Origin of the sequence: Streptomyces cadmiisoli (assembly GCF_003261055.1) — a bacterium.
Lineage (GTDB): Bacteria > Actinomycetota > Actinomycetes > Streptomycetales > Streptomycetaceae > Streptomyces > Streptomyces cadmiisoli.
Window position 1 is genome coordinate 7,178,654 of sequence record NZ_CP030073.1, and the last position, 22,625, is coordinate 7,201,278.

General features: G+C 73.4%; 15 protein-coding genes. 4 read left to right on the forward strand and 11 right to left on the reverse strand.

Features of this window, described 5'->3' with window-relative positions; genetic code table 11:
- Positions 1-60 precede the first annotated feature (60 nt).
- Genes DN051_RS31625 through DN051_RS31645 form a run of 5 tightly spaced genes read right to left on the reverse strand, consistent with a single transcriptional unit; the run spans position 61 to position 4,452 of the window.
- Positions 61-930: a 5-oxoprolinase subunit C family protein gene (locus tag DN051_RS31625; protein ID WP_053759906.1), complete on the reverse strand. Its 870-nt coding sequence runs from the start codon at positions 928-930 to the stop codon at positions 61-63.
- A complete protein-coding gene (locus tag DN051_RS31630; protein WP_053759907.1) occupies positions 927-1,544 on the reverse strand; it encodes a 5-oxoprolinase subunit B family protein in 618 nt (205 codons plus the stop codon). Before DN051_RS31630 ends, DN051_RS31625 begins: the two co-directional genes overlap by 4 nt.
- Positions 1,541-2,299: a LamB/YcsF family protein gene (locus DN051_RS31635; protein WP_053759908.1), complete on the reverse strand. Its 759-nt coding sequence runs from the start codon at positions 2,297-2,299 to the stop codon at positions 1,541-1,543. The genes DN051_RS31630 and DN051_RS31635 overlap by 4 nt, the downstream gene beginning before the upstream one ends.
- Before the next feature lie 18 nt (positions 2,300-2,317).
- Positions 2,318-3,115 carry a putative hydro-lyase gene (locus DN051_RS31640; RefSeq protein WP_112442533.1) on the reverse strand — a complete coding sequence of 266 codons (798 nt, stop codon included), beginning with the start codon at positions 3,113-3,115 and terminating at the stop codon, positions 2,318-2,320.
- 20 nt (positions 3,116-3,135) lie between these two features.
- Positions 3,136-4,452 (reverse strand): MFS transporter, encoded by a 1,317-nt coding sequence (locus tag DN051_RS31645; RefSeq protein WP_053759910.1) that lies wholly within the window; start codon positions 4,450-4,452, stop codon positions 3,136-3,138.
- 170 nt (positions 4,453-4,622) lie between these two features.
- Between DN051_RS31645 and DN051_RS31650 the strand changes: the two genes are divergently transcribed.
- From DN051_RS31650 to DN051_RS31665, 4 genes are all read left to right on the forward strand, one after another.
- Positions 4,623-5,339: a GntR family transcriptional regulator gene (locus DN051_RS31650; RefSeq protein ID WP_053759911.1), complete on the forward strand. Its 717-nt coding sequence runs from the start codon at positions 4,623-4,625 to the stop codon at positions 5,337-5,339.
- Between the two features lie 285 nt (positions 5,340-5,624).
- Complete coding sequence (locus DN051_RS31655; protein WP_112440097.1) at positions 5,625-7,151, forward strand: hypothetical protein; 1,527 nt, start codon at positions 5,625-5,627, stop codon at positions 7,149-7,151.
- A gap of 109 nt (positions 7,152-7,260) precedes the next feature.
- Complete coding sequence (locus tag DN051_RS31660) at positions 7,261-8,136, forward strand: hypothetical protein (RefSeq protein ID WP_053759913.1); 876 nt, start codon at positions 7,261-7,263, stop codon at positions 8,134-8,136.
- Between the two features lie 37 nt (positions 8,137-8,173).
- A complete protein-coding gene (locus DN051_RS31665) occupies positions 8,174-12,928 on the forward strand; it encodes a hypothetical protein (protein WP_053759914.1) in 4,755 nt (1,584 codons plus the stop codon).
- A gap of 66 nt (positions 12,929-12,994) precedes the next feature.
- Here the strand turns inward: DN051_RS31665 and DN051_RS31670 are convergent, their stop codons facing one another.
- From DN051_RS31670 to DN051_RS31695, 6 genes are all read right to left on the reverse strand, one after another.
- Positions 12,995-14,545 (reverse strand): GMC family oxidoreductase, encoded by a 1,551-nt coding sequence (locus DN051_RS31670; RefSeq protein WP_053759915.1) that lies wholly within the window; start codon positions 14,543-14,545, stop codon positions 12,995-12,997.
- 16 nt (positions 14,546-14,561) lie between these two features.
- Complete coding sequence (locus DN051_RS31675; RefSeq protein ID WP_053759916.1) at positions 14,562-16,118, reverse strand: APC family permease; 1,557 nt, start codon at positions 16,116-16,118, stop codon at positions 14,562-14,564.
- A 75-nt stretch (positions 16,119-16,193) separates the two neighbouring features.
- Complete coding sequence (locus DN051_RS31680) at positions 16,194-17,660, reverse strand: aldehyde dehydrogenase family protein (RefSeq protein WP_053759917.1); 1,467 nt, start codon at positions 17,658-17,660, stop codon at positions 16,194-16,196.
- Positions 17,641-18,783 (reverse strand): aromatic ring-hydroxylating oxygenase subunit alpha, encoded by a 1,143-nt coding sequence (locus DN051_RS31685; RefSeq protein WP_053759918.1) that lies wholly within the window; start codon positions 18,781-18,783, stop codon positions 17,641-17,643. The genes DN051_RS31680 and DN051_RS31685 overlap by 20 nt, the downstream gene beginning before the upstream one ends.
- The gene (solA, locus tag DN051_RS31690; protein WP_112440099.1) at positions 18,780-19,949 is read right to left on the reverse strand and encodes an N-methyl-L-tryptophan oxidase; all 1,170 of its coding nucleotides are present in this window, start codon (positions 19,947-19,949) and stop codon (positions 18,780-18,782) included. Before solA ends, DN051_RS31685 begins: the two co-directional genes overlap by 4 nt.
- A gap of 30 nt (positions 19,950-19,979) precedes the next feature.
- A complete protein-coding gene (locus DN051_RS31695; RefSeq protein WP_112440102.1) occupies positions 19,980-22,433 on the reverse strand; it encodes a GcvT family protein in 2,454 nt (817 codons plus the stop codon).
- Positions 22,434-22,625: the final 192 nt, after the last annotated feature.

The window sequence follows — 22,625 nt, forward strand, 5'->3', positions numbered from 1 at the left end:
CAGCAGTGACGCACCCGGGACCCTTCGCGCCCCGTGCCGCCTGCGCGCGCGTCGAGGGCTTCAGCGGCGGCGTACCGCGACGAAGCGGAGCGGAGTGCCCGGCACCGCCTGTGCGGCCGCCGGCAGGTCGCCCGCGGTGACGACCGCGATCACCGGGTAGCCGCCCGTGGTCGGATGGTCTGCGAGGAAGACGACCGGACGGCCGTCCGGCGGGACCTGCACGGCTCCCAGGACGACGCCCTCACTGGGGAGTTCGCCGCCGACGGCCCGCTCCAGCGCCGGTCCCTCGGTGCGCAGTCCGATGCGGTTGCTCGCGGCGGACACCCGGTACGCGCGGGAGGTGAACGTCCCTGCGGCAGCGGGCGTGAACCAGTCGTCGCGGGGCCCGAGCGTCACCCGCAGGACCAGTTCGGCCGGGGGCGCCGGCTGCGGAGCGACGTCCACGCACGCGTGGCTGCCCACCGGAGGCCCCAGGGGAAGGACCGTTCCGTCCGTCAGGGGCGGCGGCCCGAGGCCGGACAGCAGGTCCGTGGCGCGGCTGCCGAGGACGGGCTCGACGGCGACGCCGCCGGACAGGGCCACGTAGCTGCGCACCCCGCGGACGGCGGCGCCGACGTCCAGCAGTGCCCCGGCGGGCACCCGTACCGGCGCGCCCCAGGCGACCGGGCGTCCGTCCACCGTGACCGGGCAGGGCGCGCCCCCGACCGCCACGGTGACCGGGCGACGCGGGCGCAGCGCGCAGCCGTTGAGGGTCGTCTCCAGGACGGCCGCCTCGGGCGGATTGCCGACCAGCCGGTTGACCAGCGCCGCGGCGGGGGCGTCGAGCGCGCCGGAACGCGGCACCCCGAGGTGGGCGTGCCCGGGTCGGCCGCCGTCCTGCACGGTGGTGAGCGCCCCGGCCCGCACGACACTCAGCGCACGGTCCGTCATGACGGCCCCACCGGGACGAAGCGCACGCGCGTGCCGGGCGACAGCAGCGCGGCCGGCACGCGCGCGTGGTCCCACAGCACCGCGCCGGTGGTGCCGATCAACTGCCAGCCGCCCGGCGACGCGTGCGGGTACACCCCCGTGTACGGACCGGCCAGCGCCACCGAACCCGCCGGGACGGCGGTGCGCGGCGTGGTCCGGCGCGGGACGTGCAGGTGCGGGGGCAGCCCGGTGAGGTAGCCGAAACCGGGGGCGAAGCCGCAGAAGGCGACCAGGAACTCGGTGCCCGCGTGGACCCGGGCGACTTCCGGCTCCGACATTCCCCACAGTGCCGCGACGTCCGCGAGGTCGGGGCCGTCGTAGCGCACCGGCAGCTCCACGACCTCGCCCGTGCGCGGGGGCGCCACGGGCACTTCGGTGGCGGTGAGTTCGGACGCCAGACGCACCGGGTCGTCGAGTCCGTCGAGGAGGACCGTGCGGGCCGCCGGCACGATCTCGCGGACCGTGAGCGAACCCTCCGCGCGGCGGCGCACCAGTTCCGCGTGCAGCGCCTGCGCCTCGTCACCGGAGGACACCTCGACGAGCAGGGCGCGGTCGCCGACCGGCAGCACCCTCATGCGAAGGCCTCCACCCGGACCCCGGACTCCTCCAGCCGCCGCCGGACCCGGCGGGCCAGCTCGACGGCGCCCGGTGTGTCCCCGTGCAGGCACAGGGAACGCGCGCGTACGTCGATCCGCGCGCCCGAGCGGGCGGTGACCGTCCCCGACCGCGCCAGGCTCACCGACCGCCCCACGACCGTGTCGGGATCGGTGACGACGGCGCCCTCCTGGCCGCGGGGTACGAGAGTGCCCTGCTCGGTGTACGCGCGGTCCGCGAACGCCTCCGGGACGGCCGGGAGTCCGGCCCGCGCGGCCAGGTCCAGCAGCCGCGAGCCGGGCAGCCCCAGCACGGGCAGCGCGGCGTCCGCGAGGAGCACGCCGTCGACGACCGCGGCGGCCTGCTCCTCGTCGTGCACCACGCGGTTGTACAGCGCGCCGTGCGGCTTGACGTAGGCAACGCGTGCGCCCGCGGCACGGGCGAACACCTCCAGCGCGCCGATCTGGTAGGCGACCTCGGCCGCCAGCTCGTCGGGCGGCACGTCCATGGCGCGCCGCCCGAACCCGGCCAGGTCGCGGTAGGAGACCTGCGCGCCGATCGTCACCCCGCGTGCGGCCGCCAGCCGGCACACTCGGCGCATGGTGGCCGCGTCCCCGGCGTGGAAGCCGCAGGCCACGTTGGCGCTGGTGACCACCGACAGCAGTTGCTCGTCGTCGGTCAGCCGCCAGCGGCCGAAGCCCTCGCCGAGGTCGGCGTTCAGATCGATCGCGGTCATGGGTCCCCTCCTGCTGAGTCAGGCCACGCGGTACTGCTCGTCGCGGGCGTCGGTCAGGAACATCTGTCCCGGTGCGTGGGTGATGGCGAACGGCGGTCCGGAAGCCATCACGGCGGCCTGCGGGGTCACGCCGCAGGCCCAGAACACGGGGATGTCGTCCGGCTCGGCCTCCACCGGGTCGCCGAAGTCGGGGCGGGCCAGGTCGGCGATGCCGAGGCCCGAGGGATCCCCGCAGTGCACGGGACTGCCGTGCACCGCGGGGAGCAGGCTGCTCTCCCGGATGGCCGCCGGCAGATGCTCGGGCGGCACGGGGCGCATCGACACCACCAGCGGTCCGTGCAGCCGTCCCGCCGGCCGGCACTCACGGCTCGTGATGTACATCGGCACGTTCCGGCCCTGCTCGATGTGCCGGATCGGGACGCCCGCGCCGGTCAGCGCCCACTCGAAGGTGAAGCTGCACCCGATCAGGAACGACACCAGGTCGTCGCGCCAGTGGTCGAGCACGTCCGTCGGTTCGTCCACCAACTCGCCGTCCCGCCAGACCCGGTAGCGCGGCAGGTCGGTGCGCAGGTCCGCGTCGTCCGCCAGCACCGTCTTCCACGAGCCGGCGTCGGTGACGTCGAGCACGGGGCACGGCTTGGGGTTGCGCTGGCAGAACAGCAGCATGTCGTACGCCCAGTCCGCGGGCACCGAGATCAGGTTGACCTGGGTGTGGCCGGCCGCGACGCCGGCGGTGGGGCCGGTCAGTCCCGCGCGGACCCTGGCCCGCGCGGCTCTCGGGCTCCACGCGTGCGCGTGCTCGTCGACGAGGGTCATGGGCAGGTCCTGCGTGCGGTTCACATCAGCTCCTTCCCGCGCGTCTCGGGCAGTCCGAGCAGCGCCAGCGCCGCCAGTCCGTAGCCGATGGCGCCGAAGACCAGCGCGCCGCCGACGCCCCAGCTGTCCGCCAGGAAGCCGACCGTCGTGGGAAAGACGGCTCCCACGGCGCGGCCGGTGTTGTACGTGAAGCCCTGCCCCGTGCCGCGCACCTCGGTCGGGTAGAGCTCGCTCAGGAAGGAACCGAAGCCGCTGAAGATGGCCGACATGCAGAACCCGAGCGGGAAACCGAGCACCAGCACAAGGGTGTTGGCGCCGCTGGGAATGTTCGCGTAGGCCAGGATGCAGACGGCCGACAGCAGGGCGAACAGCCAGATGTTGCGGCGGCGGCCCAGCCGGTCGGTGAGGTAACCGCCGGTCAGATAGCCGAGGAAGGCGCCGGAGATGAGGAACGTGAGGTAGCCGCCGGTGCCGACGACGGACAGGTCGCGCTCCGTCTTCAGATAGGTCGGGACCCAGGTGGCGAGCGTGTAGTAGCCGCCCTGGACGCCGGTGGAGAGCAGTACGGCGAAGACGGTGGTGCGCAGCAGACCCGGAGCGCCGGCGGTACCGCGCCGGAATATCGCCGCGAACGACCCCTTGTGCGGATTCTTCGCGCGGGCCGCGGCGGCCTCGGGGGCGTCGTGCACCCGGCGCCGCATCCAGATGACCAGTACGGCGGGCAGGGCCCCGGTCCAGAACATCACGCGCCAGGCGAGGTCGTGGTCGAGGTAGGAGAAGACGAGCGTGTACACGATCACGGCCAGGGCCCAGCCGACCGCCCACGAGCTCTGGATCACGCCCAGGGTGCGCCCGCGGTGCTTCGCGCTCGCGTACTCGGCGACCAGGATGGCGCCGACCGCCCACTCGCCGCCGAAGCCGAGGCCCTGCAGGGCGCGGAAGACCAGCAGGGTCTCGTAGTTGGGCGCGAATCCGCAGGCCACGGTGAAGACGGCATACGTGATGACCGTGATCATCAGTGCCTTCACCCGGCCGATCCGGTCCGCCAGCACCCCGGCGAGGGCGCCGCCGATCGCGGAGACGACGAGCGTGACGGTGGTGAAAAGTCCCGTCTGTCCGCTGTCCAGGCCGAAGTAGGCGGCCAGGGCGACCATGCTCAGCGGCAGCGTGAAGTAGTCGTACGAGTCCAGCGCATAGCCGCCGAAAGCGCCGCCGAAGGCGCGCCGGCCGCGCGGACCGAGTGCGCGCAGCCAGGCGAACGCGCCGTCGTCGGAACCGTCACCCGTCCCGGGGCGGGTGTCGGCGGTCAGGGCCTGCGGTGGAGGGGGCGTACTCATGTGCACCTCGCAGTGGGAGGACGGAGGGTGCTTTCGGACCGGGTCGTGCCGTGCGGGGAGGGAGCGGTGGCGCGGTGGGGTCGCGCCGTTCGCAGCAAGGTAGGGGATCGTTCAACGATCCTTCAATACTCGTGTTGTTTCGTTCTTGTATCTGCGATTGAATTCCGGGCATGGCAGAGCAGCTGACGGGACTGGCCGACGACCGCGCGCTCCTCGGGCGCACCAGCACCGCCGAGCGGGTCTCGGACATCCTCAGGAGCCGTATCGCCGAGGGGTACTTCCCGCCCGGGACCCGGCTCTCGGAGGACAGCATCGGCGGAGCGCTCGGCGTCTCCCGCAACACGCTCCGCGAGGCGTTCCGGCTGCTCACGCACGAACGACTGCTCGTACACGAGCTGAACCGCGGTGTCTTCGTCCGGGTCCTGACCGTGGACGACGTCGAGGACATCTACCGCACCCGACGCCTGGTCGAATGCGCCGTCGTCCGCGGGCTGGGGGAGCCGCCGTACGCGCTCGACCGCCTCGCCTCGGCCGTGGCCGAGGGGGAGCGGGCCGCCGTCGAGAATGACTGGAAAGGGCTGGGCACGGCCAACATCCACTTCCACCGCGAACTGGTCGCCCTCGCCGAGAGCGACCGCACCGACGAACTGATGCGCAGCGTCTTCGCCGAACTGCGCCTGGCCTTCCACGTCGTGGACGACCCGCGCCGGCTGCACGAGCCGTACCTCGCGCGCAACCGCCAGATCCTCCAGGCCCTGGAGACCGGCGCCAAGGACGAGGCCGAGCGGCTGCTCGCCGTGTACCTGGACGACTCCCTCGCCCGGGTCGTCGAGGTCTACCGGCGCCGCGTGGGCGAGGACGGGCAGCCCTCGGCCGCGTCGGCCTGACACTCCCGTTCCGCGCGGGTCCGGCGCGTTTTCCCCCGCATCGGTCCGCCGCTCCCGCTTCGGCCCCGGTCCCGCGCCTCCCCCTCGCCTGGGTCCGCCGCGCCGGCTCCGCCCGCCTCCCGCGCCTCCCCCTCGCCTCGGTCCGCCGCTCCCGTTCCGCCCGGGTCCGGCGCCTCTCCCCGGCCTCGGTCCGGCGCTCCCGTTCCGCGTCCGTGTCGCCGCCGGCGCAGGGGCCCATCTGCGTCGTTTGGGTCGTTGTCGGACCGAGGACCTAATCTGTGCACCGTGACTTCGCCTGCATCGACGGACAGCGTTCCGCCCCAGTTCAACGCGGGGCCGCGGCCCGCTCCGGGCCCGGCCGCCGACGAGGGACTGGCGCGGCGGCTGCGCGCGCTCGCGTGCACCGCGCCGCTGCACGACCTGGACGCGCGCAAGGCCAATCTGGCGGGCGAGTACGCGGTGTACGGCATGGCGGAGGTCGCCCTCGCGGCCATCGATCTGGTCACCCTCAACATGGACTTCGACACCGGCGCCGACCACGACCAGGTGGTGGCCCGGCTGCTGCCGCGCATCGCCGCGCAGGCCCCGCGGCGCCCGGTCGCCGAGCACGAGCGCGTGGCCCGCTGGGTGCTGGAGAACCTGATCAACGTCGGCAGCGTGGACCGCGGATTCCGCGTGGTCTACGGCACGTTCGCGTCGGACGGCACCTACGTCCGGCGTGACTACGACTTCAAGCTGATCGAGGAGGTGCCGGGCCCCGGCGGCAGTGTCTACCTCCGCACCACGGACGAGGCCGTCAACGTCCTGGTCGGCGCCCTCGACACGGACGTCACCAGCGCGCAGATCGCCGCCGAGGTCAAGCTGGAGGTGCTGATCAACCGCGGCCGGCTCGCCGACGCGCAGCTGGCCGCCGAACAGGCCCGCTACCGCACCGTCCAGTACTCGGAGACCCTGCGCAGGGCGCTGGAGGCGACCCGGCGCAACGTGCGCGCGGTGGACTGGCTCGGCACCGTGCCCGACATGATCGCCGAGGCCCTCGACCACGTCGCCGACCGCTACCGCCACGAGAACGCGATCCTCACGAACATCCGCAGGGCGCGCGACGAGTCGGAGGACCCCGAGCACAAGCGGCGCGCCGCCGAGCTGGTCGACATCGTCAAGGACTGCATCCGGCGCCACACCCAGCTCCAGTCCCGGCTGCTGGAGGCCGGGCCGCTGTTCCGGGCCGAACAGGACCGGCAGGCCTTCGCCACCCCGATGACCACCTCCGGCACCGATCTGTACGGCCATCTCGTGGCGCCGCTGCTGCCGCTGCCGCTGGCAGGGGCGCTCCGGGTCACCGACGCGTTCTTCGCCCGCGGCACCGGCCCGCGCACACCGGTGTCCGTGCGCGTCGGTGACCTCGTCGACCTCCTGCTCACCCCGCCGGTCGAGCGGGAGCACCTGGGCGCGGAGATGCCCGAGCCGGACCTGATCGCCACGCCGGACGACAGCCGGTTCAGCGAGGAGCAACTGGCGGCGGCCACGCAACTGCTGGACCTGCCTGCGGACGCGCCGCGGCGGCTGTCGGGACTCCTGGCGCAGGCCCGCGGAACCGACCCCGATCTGCCGTACCTGGTGGCTCTGATGGCGGTGCACGCGGCGAGCCCGGCGGTGGGGACGGCCTACCGGCAGGGGGAGCAGAAGCTGCTGTTCTCCGTCGACGACGGGACGGAACTGGACGACCCGGAGTTCGGCGGGGCCGACCTCATCGTCGGGACCGCGCTGCTGGACGCCGTCGCCATGGCCGCCGACCGGACGGAGGCCGCGTGAGCCCCACCCCGCCCGTCGAGTGCGGGCCGTTCCTGCCCCGTCGCGCGATCGCGCGCACCCCCGGGGGCTTCGGCCCCGAGTTCGTCGCCGAGTCCGAGGAGTCGCGGTCGTGAGTGAGCACGTTGAGCCGGAAGGCGGTCCGGCGGCGGTGAGCCCCGCCGCCGTCACCCCCGCGGACGCCGCCGACGCGGCGCGGCTCGTCGCGTTCGGGCTGCAACCGAAGCTGCTGCCCGCCCGGGACCAGGAGTACGCGGACCTGCTGCGACGCCACCGGGAGGACCCGGCGTTCGCGCGGCTCGCGGACGCCGTGGCCGCCGGGCTCGGACTGATCGTGCTGGAGGTCTCCCCGCGCGCGGGCATGGCGGTCACCGCGGCCGAGGACTCGGTGTTCGCCGTTCGCATGGGCGACTACGCGCGCCGTACGGCCGCCGACTCCGGCGACCGCTTCCTGCACGGGCTCGCGCACCTCGCCGTGGCCGCGATGGCGTTCCCGCGCCCGGAGGACCTCGCCGACGACGGCTACATCGGGCGCGTCACGGTCAACGGCGTCGACGCCTTCGTACGGCAGGCGTGCCGCCGTCTGGAGGAGCGGGCCGCCGACCAGGGGGAGAACACCGACCCCGCCACCGACACACCCGGCCTGGAGGCCGCCTGGCGGATCTGGGTCAGACGCAGCGCGACGGGCGCCACGAAGGACGCGCGCCGCCTCGCCGGTTCCACGACAGGCATCATCGGCAAGGCCGTGACGTTCCTCACCGACTCCGGATTCCTGCAGCGCACGGGCGACGACAACGGCGGCACGTACCGCACCACCGCCCGGTACCAGCTCCAGGTCCGCGACATGGCGTCCAGCGCCGCCATGGCCGAACTGCTGGAACTGGGTGTCGTCCCGGTCACCGACGGCACCCCGACGCTGCTGCCCGCCGAGGACACCGACGACCTGGATCTGGTGGCCGACGCCGGGCTGCCCTTCCACACCGCCTGAACCGCCCCCTTCTGACGAAGACTTACGAGAGTCCGCCATGTACGAGCTGTCCCGGGTCCGCCTCTACTCCATCGGGCCCGCCGGTGCGCGCTACGCCGACACCGTGCTTGACCTGCGTGGAGTGGGCGAGCCCGTGCCCGATCCCGCGCCCACCCAGGCGGCGTTCTTCGAGGAGGAGCCGGTCGGTCCGCCGCGCCGGCCCGCACCCGCGGGCGTGCTCTTCCTGGAGAACGGCGGCGGCAAGTCCGTCCTGCTGAAGTTGATCTTCTCGGTGATGCTGCCCGGCCACCGGAACACGCTGGGCGGCGCCAGCTCCGGCGTGCTGCGGAAGTTCCTGCTCGCCGACGACTGCGGGCACGTCGCGCTGGAGTGGCAGCACGTGCAGACCGGCGAGTGCGTCGTCGTCGGCAAGGTGAGCGAATGGCGCGGACGGCAGGTCTCCAACGACCCGCGGAAGTTCGCCGAGGCCTGGTACTCCTTCCGGCCCGGACCCGGTCTGACGCTGGACAACCTGCCCGTCGCCGAGGCCACCTCCGTACGCCCGACCGTGGAGGGCCAGTCGGGCGCCCAGGGCCGCCGGCGCACCATGAAGGGCTTCCGCGACGCGATCACCGAGGCGGGCAAGGCGTACCCGCACCTGGAGGTGCACTGGGAGGAGATCCACGACCGGTGGATCGAGCACCTCGGGGACCTCGGACTCGACCCCGAACTCTTCCGCTACCAGCGGGAGATGAACGCCGACGAGGGCGAGGCCGCCGGACTCTTCGCGGTCAAGAAGGACTCCGACTTCACCGACCTGCTGCTGCGCGCCGTCACCGACACCCGTGACACCGACGGGCTCGCCGACCTCGTCAGCGGTTTCGGCAACAAGCTGGGCCGACGCGCCGAGCTGATCGCGGAACGGGACTTCACCGCCGGTTCGGTCGATCTGCTCGGCCGGATCGTGGAGATGGCCGAGGCCCGCGCACGCGCCCGTGACGTCCACACCGGCGCCGAGCGGCGGGCGCGGACCCTGGCGCGCAGGCTGTCCGCGCGCGGTGCCCAGGAGCGGATGCGGGCCGCCGACCTCGCCCAGCGCGTCACGGCCGCCGCCTACGCCGTGACCCACGCCGATTCGGCACGGGAGCGCAGCGCGCTGATCGCCGCCGAACTCGCCTACCGGCACGCCTCGCTGGCGCTGACGGCCGCCGAGAAGTCCGCGGCAGCGCAGAAGCGGGAACTCGCCGACGCACGCACCCTGCACTCCGCCTGGCAGGCCGCGGAGGCCGCACTGCGGCACCGCGCCGCCGCCGACCGGGTCGCGCGGGTCGCCGTCGCCATCCAGGAGGCCGAACGCGACGCCGCCCCCGCGCTGGCCGCCCGGGCGAAGGCCGCCGTCGACCTGGTCCGGGCCCTGCACGCGGCCGCGGAGAGCGCCGAGACCCTGGCCAACGAGCAGGAGGAGCGGTCCGGCGCGCTCCAGGAGGTCAGCGACAGCGCGTACCGGGACTCCACCGGCGCCGCCACCCAGGCGCAACGGGCCCGCAGCGATGCCGAGCACCTGCGCCAGCGCCTGACCGAGGTCGAGCAGGAGACCGCGGAGGCGGTGCGCGCGGGCTGGCTGGACGACAGCGCCCCCGACGCCGACCCGGCACGCGCCGCCCTCGCCGCCAGCGACGCCGAGAAGTCGGCGGTGGCCGCCTGGGACACCGCGCGGGAAGCCTCCCGCCGGGCCGGCGAGCACGCCCGGGAGTCCGCCTCGGCCGAGTCCCGCGCGGAGCTGACGGCGGCCCGGGCCGCGGACGCCGCGACGGCGGCCGAGCGGTCCTACGACGCCGAACGCCGCGTCGCCGAGACGCTCGCCGCGGAGGAGCGCCTCGCCGAGCTGCTCAGCCTGCCCACCGCCGCCCGCCCGGCACCGGGCGGCGTGCCGGCGCCCCGCGCGGGGGCCGACGACATCGACGGCGCGACGGCGGACACCGCCGACGGTGCCGCCGCCCCGGACGCCGCCGACGGCGCGACGGGCGGCCGCCCCGCGCCCGGCGCGGACGGCGCCACCCGGCGCTCCCCGCGTCCCCTTCGCCCCGAGGCCGAAGGGGCGCTCGACGCCGAGGAGCTGGACCGGTTCGCCGACGAGCTGCGCGAACTGCTGGACGACACGGTCGCCTCGTCCGAACGGCACCTGTTCGAACTGCGCACCGCCGCCGCCGACGACGCCCGGATCCTGGGCGCGCTCGGCGACGGCGGACTGCTGCCGCCCGGCCCCGACGTGCTGGCCACCGTGGAGTACCTCGGTGAGCACGGCATCCCCGCCCTGCCCGGCTGGCGCTATCTCGCCCAAGCGGTCGACCCCGCCGACCACGCGCGGGTGCTGGCCGCACGTCCGGAGCTGGTCGACGGCGTGATCATCACCGACCCGGCGTCCCACGCCCGGGCCCGCGAGACGCTGAACGACGCCGCGCTGCTGCCCCGTTCGACGGTGGCGGTCGGCACCGCCGCCGCCCTGCTCGCCCCCACCCCGCCCGCCGACGCGACGCCCGCCGACGTCTTCCTGGTCCCGCCGAACCCGGCCATGCACGACGAGCACGCCGCCGACGAGGAGCGGCAGACCCTGCGCGCGAGGGCCACCGAACGCGACGAGGAGATCCGCACGCTCGCCGCGCGCCTCGGCAAGGACCGGGAACTGGCGGCCCGGCTCGCCTCCTGGCGCACGGGCTGCCCGGCCGGGCGGCTGATCGAGCTGGCGCAGAGCGCGCGGGACACCCGGGCGTTCGCCGAGGAGGCCGAGGCCGAGCTCGTTCAGGCGCGGACCGTGCGCGCCGAGGCCGAGGAGGCCGCGGCGGAGACGGCGCAGGTGCGCGAGGAGCGCCAGGAGGCCGCGCAGAAGGCCCGACGGGCCGCCGACGCCCTGGCCGGACTGGCGTTCCGGCTGCGGGAGCGGGCCGGCTGGCAGGTCAAGTCGCGCGAACTCGCCGACGAGGCCGCCGACTCCGAGGAGCGCGCGCAGACCTGTCTGGAGCGGGCCCGCGTCGCCGACGAGGACCGGCGCGCCGCCCAGCGGGCAGCCGACGACGCCCGCCGCACCGCGCGCGCGTTGCGCGCCGAGCGCTCCGAGATCGCCGGCGCACCCGACGACGTACCGGACGACGGCACGGACCGCCCCAGGACGGCGCTGCCCGCACTGCGCGAGGCCTATCGCGCCGCCTCCCAGGTGTACGAGAAGGTCGGTGTCGGCGCCGACCTGCGGGCCGAGCAGGCCCGCGCGGAGAGCGACGAGAGCGCGGCCCGCGCGGAGCTGGACCGGCTGAGCAACAAGGTCCGCACCCGCGCGGAGCTGCTGCTGGAGTCCCCCGACGGCGCCGACGGCCCGTCCCGGCAGGCCGCCGCGGCGCGCGCCGAGGAGCACGTACAGCTCCTGGAGACCCGTATGTCCAGCGCCAGCGAGCAGCTCGGCCGGCTGCGCGGCGAGGCCGAGCGGCACGCGCCCGAGGACGGCGACGCGCACACCGAGCTGCCCGAGGAGTCGCAGCCCCGCGACGCCGAGCACGCCCAGGCGCTGCTGCGCACCGCCACCGCCGAACTGGGCGCCCGGACCGACGCGTTGAGCGCGGCCCGGGAGGCCCACGCCGAACTGCTCGACGCGCACCGCGCCGCGCAGGACGCGGCCGGCGGCTTCGACGAGATCGCCGCGATGCTGCGGGACCTGTTGCGCGAGCAGCCCGGCGACGAGGAGCCGGAGTCGCCGGAGCCGTACCCGGGCGGCTTGGAGGACGCCCGGCAGTCCGCCGCGGAGGCCCGCCGGTCGCTGCGCGGCTGCGCCGCCGACCTGTCGGCCGCCGAGACGGCGGTACGCGAGGCGAGTGACATCCTGGTCCGGCACGCCAACTCCACCCGCTACGAGCAGGTGCGCACCCCCGCACGGCAGCAGATCCGCGAGCTGCCCGCGCCCACCCTGCCGGAGCACGCCCAGAAGTGGGCCGACGCGTTCGCGCCCCGGCTGCGTGTCCTCACCGACGAACTGGCCCAGCTGGAACGCAACCGGGACTCGATCGTGGACCGGCTGCGCGGCCTGGTGGACTCGGCGCTGGCCACCCTGCGTTCCGCGCAGCGGCTGTCCCGGCTGCCCGAAGGGCTCGGCGAGTGGTCCGGGCAGGAGTTCCTGCGCATCCGCTTCGAGGAGCCCGACCAGGCCACCCTCACCGAGCGGCTCGGCGAGGTCATCGACGAGGCGACCAGGGCCGCCGTGAAGAAGAACTCCGACCTGCGGCGCGACGGGATGTCCCTGCTGCTGCGGGGGGTGGCCGCCGCGCTCCGGCCCAAGGGCGTGGCCGTCGAGATCCTCAAGCCGGACGCCGTCCTGCGCGCCGAGCGGGTGCCCGTCGGGCAGATGGGCGACGTGTTCTCCGGCGGTCAGCTGCTGACCGCGGCCATCGCCCTGTACTGCACCATGGCCGCGCTCAGGTCGAACGACCGGGGCCGTGACAAGCAGCGGCACGCCGGGACGCTGTTCCTGGACAACCCGATCGGCCGCGCCAACGCGACGTATCTGCTGGAGCTTCAGCGGGCCGTGTCCGACGCGCTCGGCGTCCAGCTGCTGTACACCACCGGTCTGTTCGACACGACGGCACTCGCGGAGTTCCCGCTCGTCATCCGGCTGCGCAACGACGCGGACCTCCGAGCGGGGCTGAAGTACATCAGCGTGGAGGAGCACCTGCGGCCCGGTCTGCCGCAGCAGCCGCAGGCCGGGGAGGCCGGGCACAGCGAGATCACGGCCACCCGGATGTTCAAGCGCCCGGCACCGGCCGCCTCCTGAGGAGCGCGGGGGACCGCGCGCCGGCGGTGGCCGGTCACGCGTTCCCCCGTACGCCCCCGGGTCACTTCAGGCGTCCTCCTTCAGCAGGTCAGCGCACTTCTCGCCGATCACCATCGTCGTGATGCACGGATTGACCGTCACCAGATCCGGCATCACCGAACCGTCCGCCACCCGCAGACCCTCGACGCCCTTCACCCTCAGCCGGGCGTCGAGCGGGGCCGAGGGGTCGTCGTCGGCGCCCATCCGCACCGTGCAGGACGGGTGGTAGACGGTGTTGTGGGTCTTGCGGATGTAGTCGAGCAGTTCGCCGTCCGACCGGACGTCCGGGCCCGGCGCCAGCTCCGCGCCGGCCCAGCCGCTCAGCGCCGGCTGCGCGGCGATCCTGCGGGCCAGCCGCAGCCCGTACGTCATCACCCGCACGTCGTGCTCGTGCGTGAAGTACCGCGGGTCGACCCTCGGCCTGTCGCGGTGGTCCCGGGTCCGCAGCCGCACCGTTCCCCGGGACCTGGCGCGGGTGACGTTCGGGGTGAGGCAGAACGCGTTCTCCGAGGTCGGGTAGCCCCACCGCGCCGTGTTGAGGTCGAAGGGCACCGAGCCGTAGTGGAACATCAGGTCGGGCCGGTCCAGACCCGGCTCGGTGTCGTAGAAGACGCCCGCCTCCCACCACTGGCTGGACGTGGTGGTCATCGGCCGGGCGGCCTCCCACATGATGACGCCCTCGGGATGGTCCTGGAGGTTCTCGCCGACGCCCGGCGCGTCCACGGTCACCTCGACGCCGACCTCCCTGAGGTGCTCGGCGGGGCCGATGCCGGACAGCATCAGCAGCTTCGGCGAGTCGATCGCGCCGCACGAGACGACGACCTCCCGCCGGGCCCGGACCGTCCGGGTGCGGATCAGGTCCGGGTCCAGGTACTCGGCGCCGGTGCACCGCCGTCCCTCCAGCACCAGCCGTCTGGCCCGCACCCCCGTGCGCACGACCAGGTTCGGCCGCTTGCCCATCACCGGATGCAGATAGGCCACCGAGGAGGACTGCCGGACGTTGTTCTCGTCGGCGTTGATCTGGAACCAGTTGGCGCCGCGGACCACGGTCGTACCCGTGTTGAAGCCGACCGTGGGGATGCCCGCCTGCGCGCACGCCTCCAGCAGCGCCGCCCCGCAGGGGTCCTCGCCCTTGAGGGTGCGCAGCTTCACCGGGCCGGTGCGGCCGTGGTGGTCGCCGGGCGCGTCGTTGGCCTCGAGCCGGCGGTAGAGCGGGAAGAGGTCGGCCGCGCCCCAGCCCGGGCAGCCGGCCGCGGCCCAGTCGTCGAGGTCCTCGGCGGGGGCCCAGAAGGCGATGCACGAGTTGTGCGAGGAGCAGCCGCCGAGCACCTTGGCGCGGGCGTGCCGCAGGAAGCTGTTGCCGGCCTCCTGCGGCTCGACCGGGTAGTCCCAGTCGTAGCCGGACTCCAGCAGGCCCATCCAGCGCTCCAGCCTCAGGACGTCGTCGACGCCGACGTCGCTCGGGCCGGCTTCCAGGACGCACACGGTGACCGAGGGGTCCTCGGAGAGTCTGGCCGCGACCACGTTTCCCGCGGTGCCGCCGCCGACCACGACGTAGTCGAACTCGTCGGTGTGCATGAGCTGCTGACCCCCTTCAGTCGGCCGCCGGGGCGGTGGGCCGGGCGGAGGACTCCAGCCGGTGCTCGGCGAGGACGCCGGTGCGGTGGCGCTGGACGAACCAGTAGTAGGCGAAGCCGCCGCCCGCGATGACCGCGACGAACAGGACGGCACCCCACCGCAGGTACCAGTGGAACGGCGCCGACGCGTTGTACACCGAGGCGCGCGGCCAGATCAGGTTGACGGTCATCGCCAGCCCCCACAGCACCGCCGCGATGTTGACGGGCAGTCCCCACCGGCCCAGCGAGAACCTGCCCTCGGCGGGCTGCCACCTGCCGCGCAGCCGGGCCACCAGCATCGGCGCGGTCACGCCGAGGTAGGCGAGGTAGATCATGATGATGCCGATGCTGGTGACCACGGTGAAGATCTGCGGCTGGCGGATGTTGACCACGAGGATCGCCAGCGCGAGGACACCGATGACCACGGCCGGCAGCACCGGCGTGTGGAAGCGCGGGCTGACCCGGGCCATCAGGGCGGACGCGGGCAGGTTGTTGTCCCGCGCCATCGCGAACGCCAGCCGGATCGCCGCGGTGTGGACGGCCAGGGCGCACACCGTGACCGCGATCAGCACGCACCACAGCATCGCCTTGCCGGCCGTCGGGCCGAGCACGTCGAGCACGATGTACTGGAGGCCCTCCGTCGACAGCTTGTCCCCGTTCAGGGTCGACACGCTCATCAGCGCGAGCAGCAGGACCAGCCCGCCCAGGACGAACGAGGCGACGATCGCGCGGATGATGGCGCGCGGCGCGTTGCGGGACGGGTCGAGGGACTCCTCGCCGAGCGAGGCGGCCGTGTCGAAGCCGTACATGACGTACGCGGACGCCAGCGAGGCCACCAGGAACGCGCCGAGGTAGCCGGCCGGCTGGCCGGCCCCGGTCCCGGCGGTGTCCGTCACGACCTGCGGGCCGCGCGTGATGTGCGCGGCGAACAGGGCGATCAGTACGACGGTGGCGATCAGCTCGATGAACACGCCCGCCGTGTTGATCCTGGCCATCAGCTTGACGCCGAAGGCGTTCACCACGGTGGTGAACAGGATCAGCACCGCGGCCAGGATGACCGCGTTGGTCGCCACGTCGTAGGTGCCGGTGCCGTCGCCCACCAGTTGGAACACGTCAGATATCTGGGGGAGCGTCAGCTGGTAGGCGAGGGCGACGGCCGCGATCGACACGATCGACGCGATCAGCATCATCCAGCCCGCCAGCCAGCCCAGATGCGGATTGCCCACCTTCTTCGACCAGTTGTAGACCGAGCCCGCCACCGGATAGCGGGCCGCGAGCTCCGCGAAGCACAGGGCGACCATGAACTGGCCGCCGAACACCAGCGGCCACGACCACCAGTAGGCGGGACCGCCGCTGCCGTAGCCGAAGTAGAACAGCTGGAAGGTGCCCGTCAGGATCGAGATGTAGCTGATCCCGGCGGCGAAGGTGTGGAAGTTGCCGAGCGAGCGCTTGAGCTCGGGTCTGTATCCGAACTCGGCGAGTTCGGTGTCGTCGTGGCCGGGTTTCCCGGCGGGTGGATGTTCGGTCGTCGTCATGAGCGGACTCCTGGTGGGGCTGGGGGAGGTGGGAAGTGCGGCTCCTGCGGGTGCCGGGACCGGTGGGGGATCGCCCTAGGCGAACCAGCCCTGGGGCGAGGGCGCGGTGTTGCGCCAGATGTGTTTCGGCTCGCGGTACTCGGCGAGCCCTGCCGGGCCGAGTTCGCGCCCGGATCCGGACTGCTTGACGCCACCCCACTCGGCCTGCGGCACATAGGGGTGGTAGTCGTTGATCCAGACCGTGCCGAGGCGCAGCCGTGCCGCGACGCGGGCGGCGCGGGCACCGTCGCCGGTCCACACGGCGCCGGCGAGACCGTAGACCGTGTCGTTGGCGAGCCGTACCGCCTCGTCCTCGTCGCTGAACCGCTCGACGGTCAGAACCGGACCGAAGGACTCCTCCCGGACCACCGACATCGTGGGCGCGCACTCGTCCAGCACGGTCGGCAGGTAGTAGAAGCCGGCGTCGAGACCGGGTCCCGACGGCCGGTCGCCGCCGCAGCGCAGCACCGCGCCCTCGGCCAGCCCCCGTGCGACGTACGCCTCCACCTTCGCCCGGTGCGCCGCCGAGATCAGCGGCCCGGTCTGCGCCCGCTCGTCGAACGGCCCGCCCAGCCGGATGAGTTCGGCCCGGCGCACCAGCTCGTCCACGAACCGGTCGTGCAGCGCGTCCTCGACCAGCAGCCGCGCGCCCGCCGAGCACACCTGCCCCGAATGCAGGAAAACGGCGGTCAGCGCCATGTCGACGGCGGTGTCGAAGTCGGCGTCCGCGAACACGATGTTGGGGTTCTTGCCGCCGAGCTCGAGCGCGACCTTCTTCACGGTGCCCGCCGCGGCCGCCATCAGCCGGCGGCCGGTGTCCAGCCCGCCGGTGAAGGAGACCAGGTCCACGTCCGGGTGGTCGGCGAGCGGCGCTCCGGCCTCCGGACCGGCGCCGAGGACCAGATTCCCCGCTCCGGGCGGCAGCCCGGCCTCGGTCAGCAGCCGCATGAGGTGGATCGCGCTGTGCGGGGTGAGCTCGCTCGGCTTGAGGACGAAGGTGTTGCCGGCCGCCAGGGCCGGGGCCACCTTCCAGGAGGTCTGGAGCAGCGGGTAGTTCCAGGGCGTGATCAGCGCGCAGACACCGACGGGTTCGTACACGACCCGGCTGTCCACACCGTCGCGGCCCGTCTCGACGACCCGCCCGGTCCCGGTCGCGGCCAGCCGGCCGAAGTAGCGGAAGCAGCGGGTGACGTCGTCGATGTCGTACTCGCTCTCCACCAGCCGCTTGCCGGTGTCCAGGGACTCGGCGCGGGCGAGCGCGTCCTTGTCCCGTACGAGCAGGTCGGCCACGCGCAGCAGTAGATCGCCGCGCTCCTCGGGGGAGGTGTGCGGCCACGGGCCGGTGTCGAAGGCGCGGCGGGCCGCGGCGATCGCCTCCGCGGTGTCCTTGCCGCCCGCCTCGTCCACCACCCCGACCGGGGTCCCGTCCGCCGGGCAGCGGATCTCACGGGTGCGCTCGTCGACCGCCGCGCGCCACGTGCCGTCAATGAACAGGTCCGGCATGGCCGCCTCCCAGTCTCTCGACGATCCACTCGTGGAAGATCCCGATGTGGTGCTCGTTGGGGACCAGCACACCGCCCCGGCGGTACGCGCGGGAACCCATCGCCGGCTGTGTTCTTTCACAGGCCTCGAAGTCCTGTGTGTTCACCCGGTGGAACAGCTCCACCGACTTCGACACGTCGGCACCCGAGGCCACCACCTCCGGCGCGTACAGCCAGTCGCACTCGACGACCGTGCGGTCCTCGGCCAGCGGGAACATGCGGTGCACGATGACGTGGTCCGGAACCAGATTGACGAAGACCGTCGGCTTGACGGTGATCGCGTAGTAGCGGCGGTCCTGGTCGTCGGTGACCTGCGGCAGCCGGCCGAAGCCCGCGCTGCCGTCCACCGTGAAGCCCTTGATGTCCTCGCCGAACTCGGCGCCGTGCCCGACGTAGTACTGCGCCGCGTAGCCGTCGGCGAACTCCGGCAGGACGTCGGTGAGTTCGGGATGGATCGTCGCGCAGTGATAGCACTCCATGAAGTTCTCGACGATCAGCTTCCAGTTCGCCCTCACGTCGTACGAGATGCGTTTTCCGAGCGCGAGGTTCTCGGCGCCGTAGTGCCCGATCGCCGCCGCGTCACCGAGCCGCTCGACGGCCGCGCCCGTCACCGTCTCCTCGAACGAGGGCGGTTCGTCGGCCAGGCACACCCATGCGTAGCCCAGCCACTCGCGCAGCGCGACCCCGATCAGGCCGTACTCGACGCGGTCCACGTCCGGCATCCCGGTCAGGTTCGGGGCCGCGATGAGCTTGCCGTCCAGGTCGTAGGTCCAGGCGTGGTACGGGCACTGGAGGCTGCGCCGGATCCGGCCCGACTCCTCCGTGCACAGCCGGGCCCCGCGGTGGCGGCACACATTGAGGAAGGCCCGCAGCTCCCCGGAGCGGTTCCGGACGACGACGACGCTCTCCCGGCCGACCTGCACCGTGCGGAACGTGCCGGGTGCGTCCAGGTCGGCGCTGCGCACGGCGCAGAACCACAGGGACTCGAACAGGTGCCGCTGCTCCTGCCGGAAGATCTCCGGGTCGGTGTAGTAGCGGCCGGGCAGGGTGGCGATCAGGCTGGGGGACACTCGGTGCGTCGTCACGTGCGGGCTCCTGGGGCGGGCGCGGCGGCGAGGCGGGCGGGGGCGAACAGGCCGATGGGGTGCGCGGTGGTGCCGGTCAGGGCCAGATCGGCGAGGATCTCGCCGACGACCGGCACGAACTTGAACCCGTGCCCGGAGAAACCGCAGGCCACGGTGACCGAGTCCGGGTGGGCGGGGTGGCGGGCGATCACGAAGTGCTCGTCCGGGGTGGTGGAGTACATGCAGGTGGCGGCCTTGAGGAAGGTGCCCGGCAGGTCCGGGATGCAGCCGGACATGTGATCCGCCATGGCCCGGATCTCCTCCTCGCGCACCGTGCGGTCGATGGTCTCCGGAGTGGTCTCGGTGCCCTTGCGGAAGAAGGCGACCTTGGCGCCGAGCCCGGGGCCGTCGATGGCCGGGAAGCCGTACACCTGGACGCCGTGCGCGTCCTCCCAGACGTAGATGGGATGGTTCTCCGGGAGGAAGGGGCGGACTCCGTTCCGCGGCTGGAACCAGTACATGACCTGCCGTTCGATCCTGCACGGCACCCCGATGTCGGTGAGCAGCCGCGGTGCCCAGGCGCCCGGGCAGATCACCAGCTGCCCCGCGGTGTAGCTGTCCTCGGCGGTGTGCACGCGCACGCCGTCCCGATACGGCTCCCAGCGGATCATCGGCTCTTCGAAGTGCAGCTCGGCGCCCTGCCGGGTGGCCAGCTGGAGGTGCGCGGCCACGGTGTTCTCCGGGCGCAGCAGACCGGCCTTCTTCTCGTACAGGGCCACCTCGTCGTCGCGCGGGGTGAGCGTCGGGAAACGCCGGCGGATCTCCCGCGCGTCCAGCATCTCGTGCGGCAGGTCCCACTCCCGGGCCGAGCGGAGCGCTCCGGCGACGGTCCGGGAGTCCGGGCGGCCGACCATCACGCCGCCGCCGAGGATCGCGATCTCCCGGCCGGTGGCCCGCGCCAGGTCGTCGTACAGCTCGTAGGCGCGCAGCAGCAGCGGGACATACGCCGGGTCCTCGAAGTACGACTGCCGGGTGATCCGCGAACCGCCGTGGCTGGAGCCCCGGTTGTGCACGGGGCCGAACTTCTCCAGGCCGAGGACACGGGCTCCGCGAGCCGACAGATGGTGGGCGGCGGCGCTGCCCATGCCGCCGAGGCCGATGACGATCACGTCGTAGGTGGGGGACACGTGGGTCTCCAGGGGTCGTTGGCGTGTGTCTCAGCGGCGGATCCGGGTCATCCCCGGGTCGAAGAGCGGCTCCTCGGCGACCGTCGCCGGGACCTTCTCGCCGAAGTACTCGACGTGCACCCCGGTGCCGGCCGGCAGGTCCGCGGGCAGCCAGGCGTACGCGACGCAGCGGCCCAGTGAGTAGCCGTACGACGCGCTGGTCACATAGCCGGCCGGCGCGCCGTCGACGTACACCGGCTCCTTGCCGAGCACGACGGAGGCGGGGTCGTCGAGCAGGAGCGGGGTGAGCCTGCGGGTCGGCGGCGTGCCGGTGAGCGCGGACCGCCCGAGGAACTCCTTGTCCATGCGCACGGCGAACCCGACGCCCGCCTCGAACGGGTCGTGCTCGTCCGTCATGTCGACGCCCCAGGCGCGGTAGCCCTTCTCCAGGCGCAGGGAGTTGAACGCCGAACGGCCCGCCGCGATCACGCCGAGCTCCCGCCCGGCCTCCCACAGGGTGTCCCACAGGCGAAGGCCCAGATCGGCGGTGGTGTACAGCTCCCAGCCCAGTTCACCGACGTACGACAGGCGCAGGGCCGTCACCGGGACGTGCCCGATGTGCGTCCGCTTGGCGCGGAAGTACCCGAAGGCCTCGTGCGAGAAGTCGTCGCCGGTCAGCGGCTGGACCAGCTCACGGGCGAGCGGACCCCACACGCCGACGCAGCAGGTGCCGGAGGTGATGTCCTCGATGTGGACGTCGGCCGGTGCGTGGCGCAGGAGGTGGTCGAGGTCGGCGGGCGAGTTGGCGCCGACCTGGAAGTGGTCGGGGGCCAGCCGGGCCACGGTCAGGTCGGAGCGGACACCGCCCGACTCGTCGAGGAGGAGCGTGTAGGTGACCGCGCCGGGCTTCCTGCGCAGATTGTTGGTGGTCATACGGTCGAGGAAGCCGAGGGCGCCGGGGCCCGTCACCCGCAGGCGGCGCAGCGGCGTCATGTCGTACAGGGCGACCCTCTCGCGGGTCGTCCGTGCCTCCGCGGCGGCGATCGGGGACCAGTGCCGGGCGGACCAGGCGTCGCGTTCGGGCAGCGGGTCGAGCCCGTCCACGAGCCGGGCGTTCGCCTCGTACCAGTGCGGGCGCTCCCACCCGCCGCCTTCGAGGAAGTACGCGCCCAGTCGCTCCTGACGGGAGTGAAAGGGACTGACGCGCAGCGGCCGGGGCCGCTCCATCGGCTGGAGCGGGTGAATGACGTCGTACACCTCGACGAACTGCTGCGCACCGCGTTCCCGGACGTACGCGGGTGAACGCTGCGCCTGCTCGAAACGCGTCAGGTCGCACTCGTGCACGTCGATCGACGGCCGCCCGTCCACCATCCATTCGGCGACCGCCCTGGCGGCACCGGCGGAGTGCGTCACCCAGACCGCCTCGGCCAGCCAGAACCCGCGCAGCTCGCGCGACTCGCCCAGCAGCGGCATCCCGTCGGGGGTGAAGGAGAAGACACCGTTGAAACCGGTCTCGATCCCGGTGGCGCGCAGCGCGGGGAGGAGACGACGGCAGTCCTCCCAGCTCGGCGCCCAGTCCTCGGGTGTGAACGGACAGGAGGAGGGCATCTCCAGGCCCCGGGCGCGGGCCTCGTCGTACGGGAGCACCGCGAACGGGTCGACGGGCAGCGGCCGGTGGGCGTAGGAGCCGATCCCGATGCGGTCGGTGTGCTCACGGAAGTACAGGTCGCGGTCCTGGAAGCGGAGGATGGGCCTCGACGCCTCCGCCGTGGCATCGCGCAGCTCCGGCAGCGGCCCGGTCCTGACGTACTGATGGGCCAGGGGCTGCAGCGGTACGTCGACCCCGGCCGCCCGGCCGATGACGGGACCCCAGAATCCGGCGGCCGAGACGACATGGTCGGCCGGGAACGTGCCGCGGTCGGTGACGACGGCCGTGACCCGGCCGTCCCGCCGCTCGATGCCGGTGACCGTGTGCCGGTCCAGGAACCGTGCGCCTCTCGCCGTGGCCCGCTCGGTCCGGGCGCGCGCGGCGAGCAGGGCGCGGGCCAACCCGTCGTCGGGCGTGTGGAACCCGCCGAGGACGACTGACTCGTCGAGCAGCGGCCACAGTTCCTTGCAGCGGTCGGCGCCGACGACCTCACCGCGGATGCCCCAGGAGGCCGCCCAGCCGGCCCGGCGATGTAGGTCGGCGAGGCGTTCGGGGGTGGTGGCCAGCTCCAGCCCGCCCACCCGGTCGAAGCAGGGGACTCCGTCGACCTCGAGCGCGGTGAACTTCTCGACGGTGTAGCGGGCGAACTCGGCCAGTGTCCTGGACGGGTTGGTCTGGAAGACGAGGCCCGGCGCGTGCGAGGTGGAACCGCCGGGGGCGGGCAGGGGGCCCTGCTCCAGGACGGTGACGTCCGTCCAGCCGCGGGCGGTGAGTTCGTCCGCGAGGGAGCAGCCGACTATGCCGGCGCCGATGACGACCACGCGGGGCTGCGGGCGGGTTGCGGGCGGGGTGGACATGCCCCTCCTTGGCGTTGGCGTTGGCATTGGCGATGGCGGGGACGGTGGTGGGGCGTTGGCGTCGGCGTTGGTGGGAACGTCGGCGTCGGCGGGGTTTTCCGCGAGGGCGCCGGAATGCATGTCCCCGGCCGTGTCCGGAGCGGGCACCGGTCGCCGGGACGATGCGCGGTCCCGGAACGGTGGCGGCGCGGC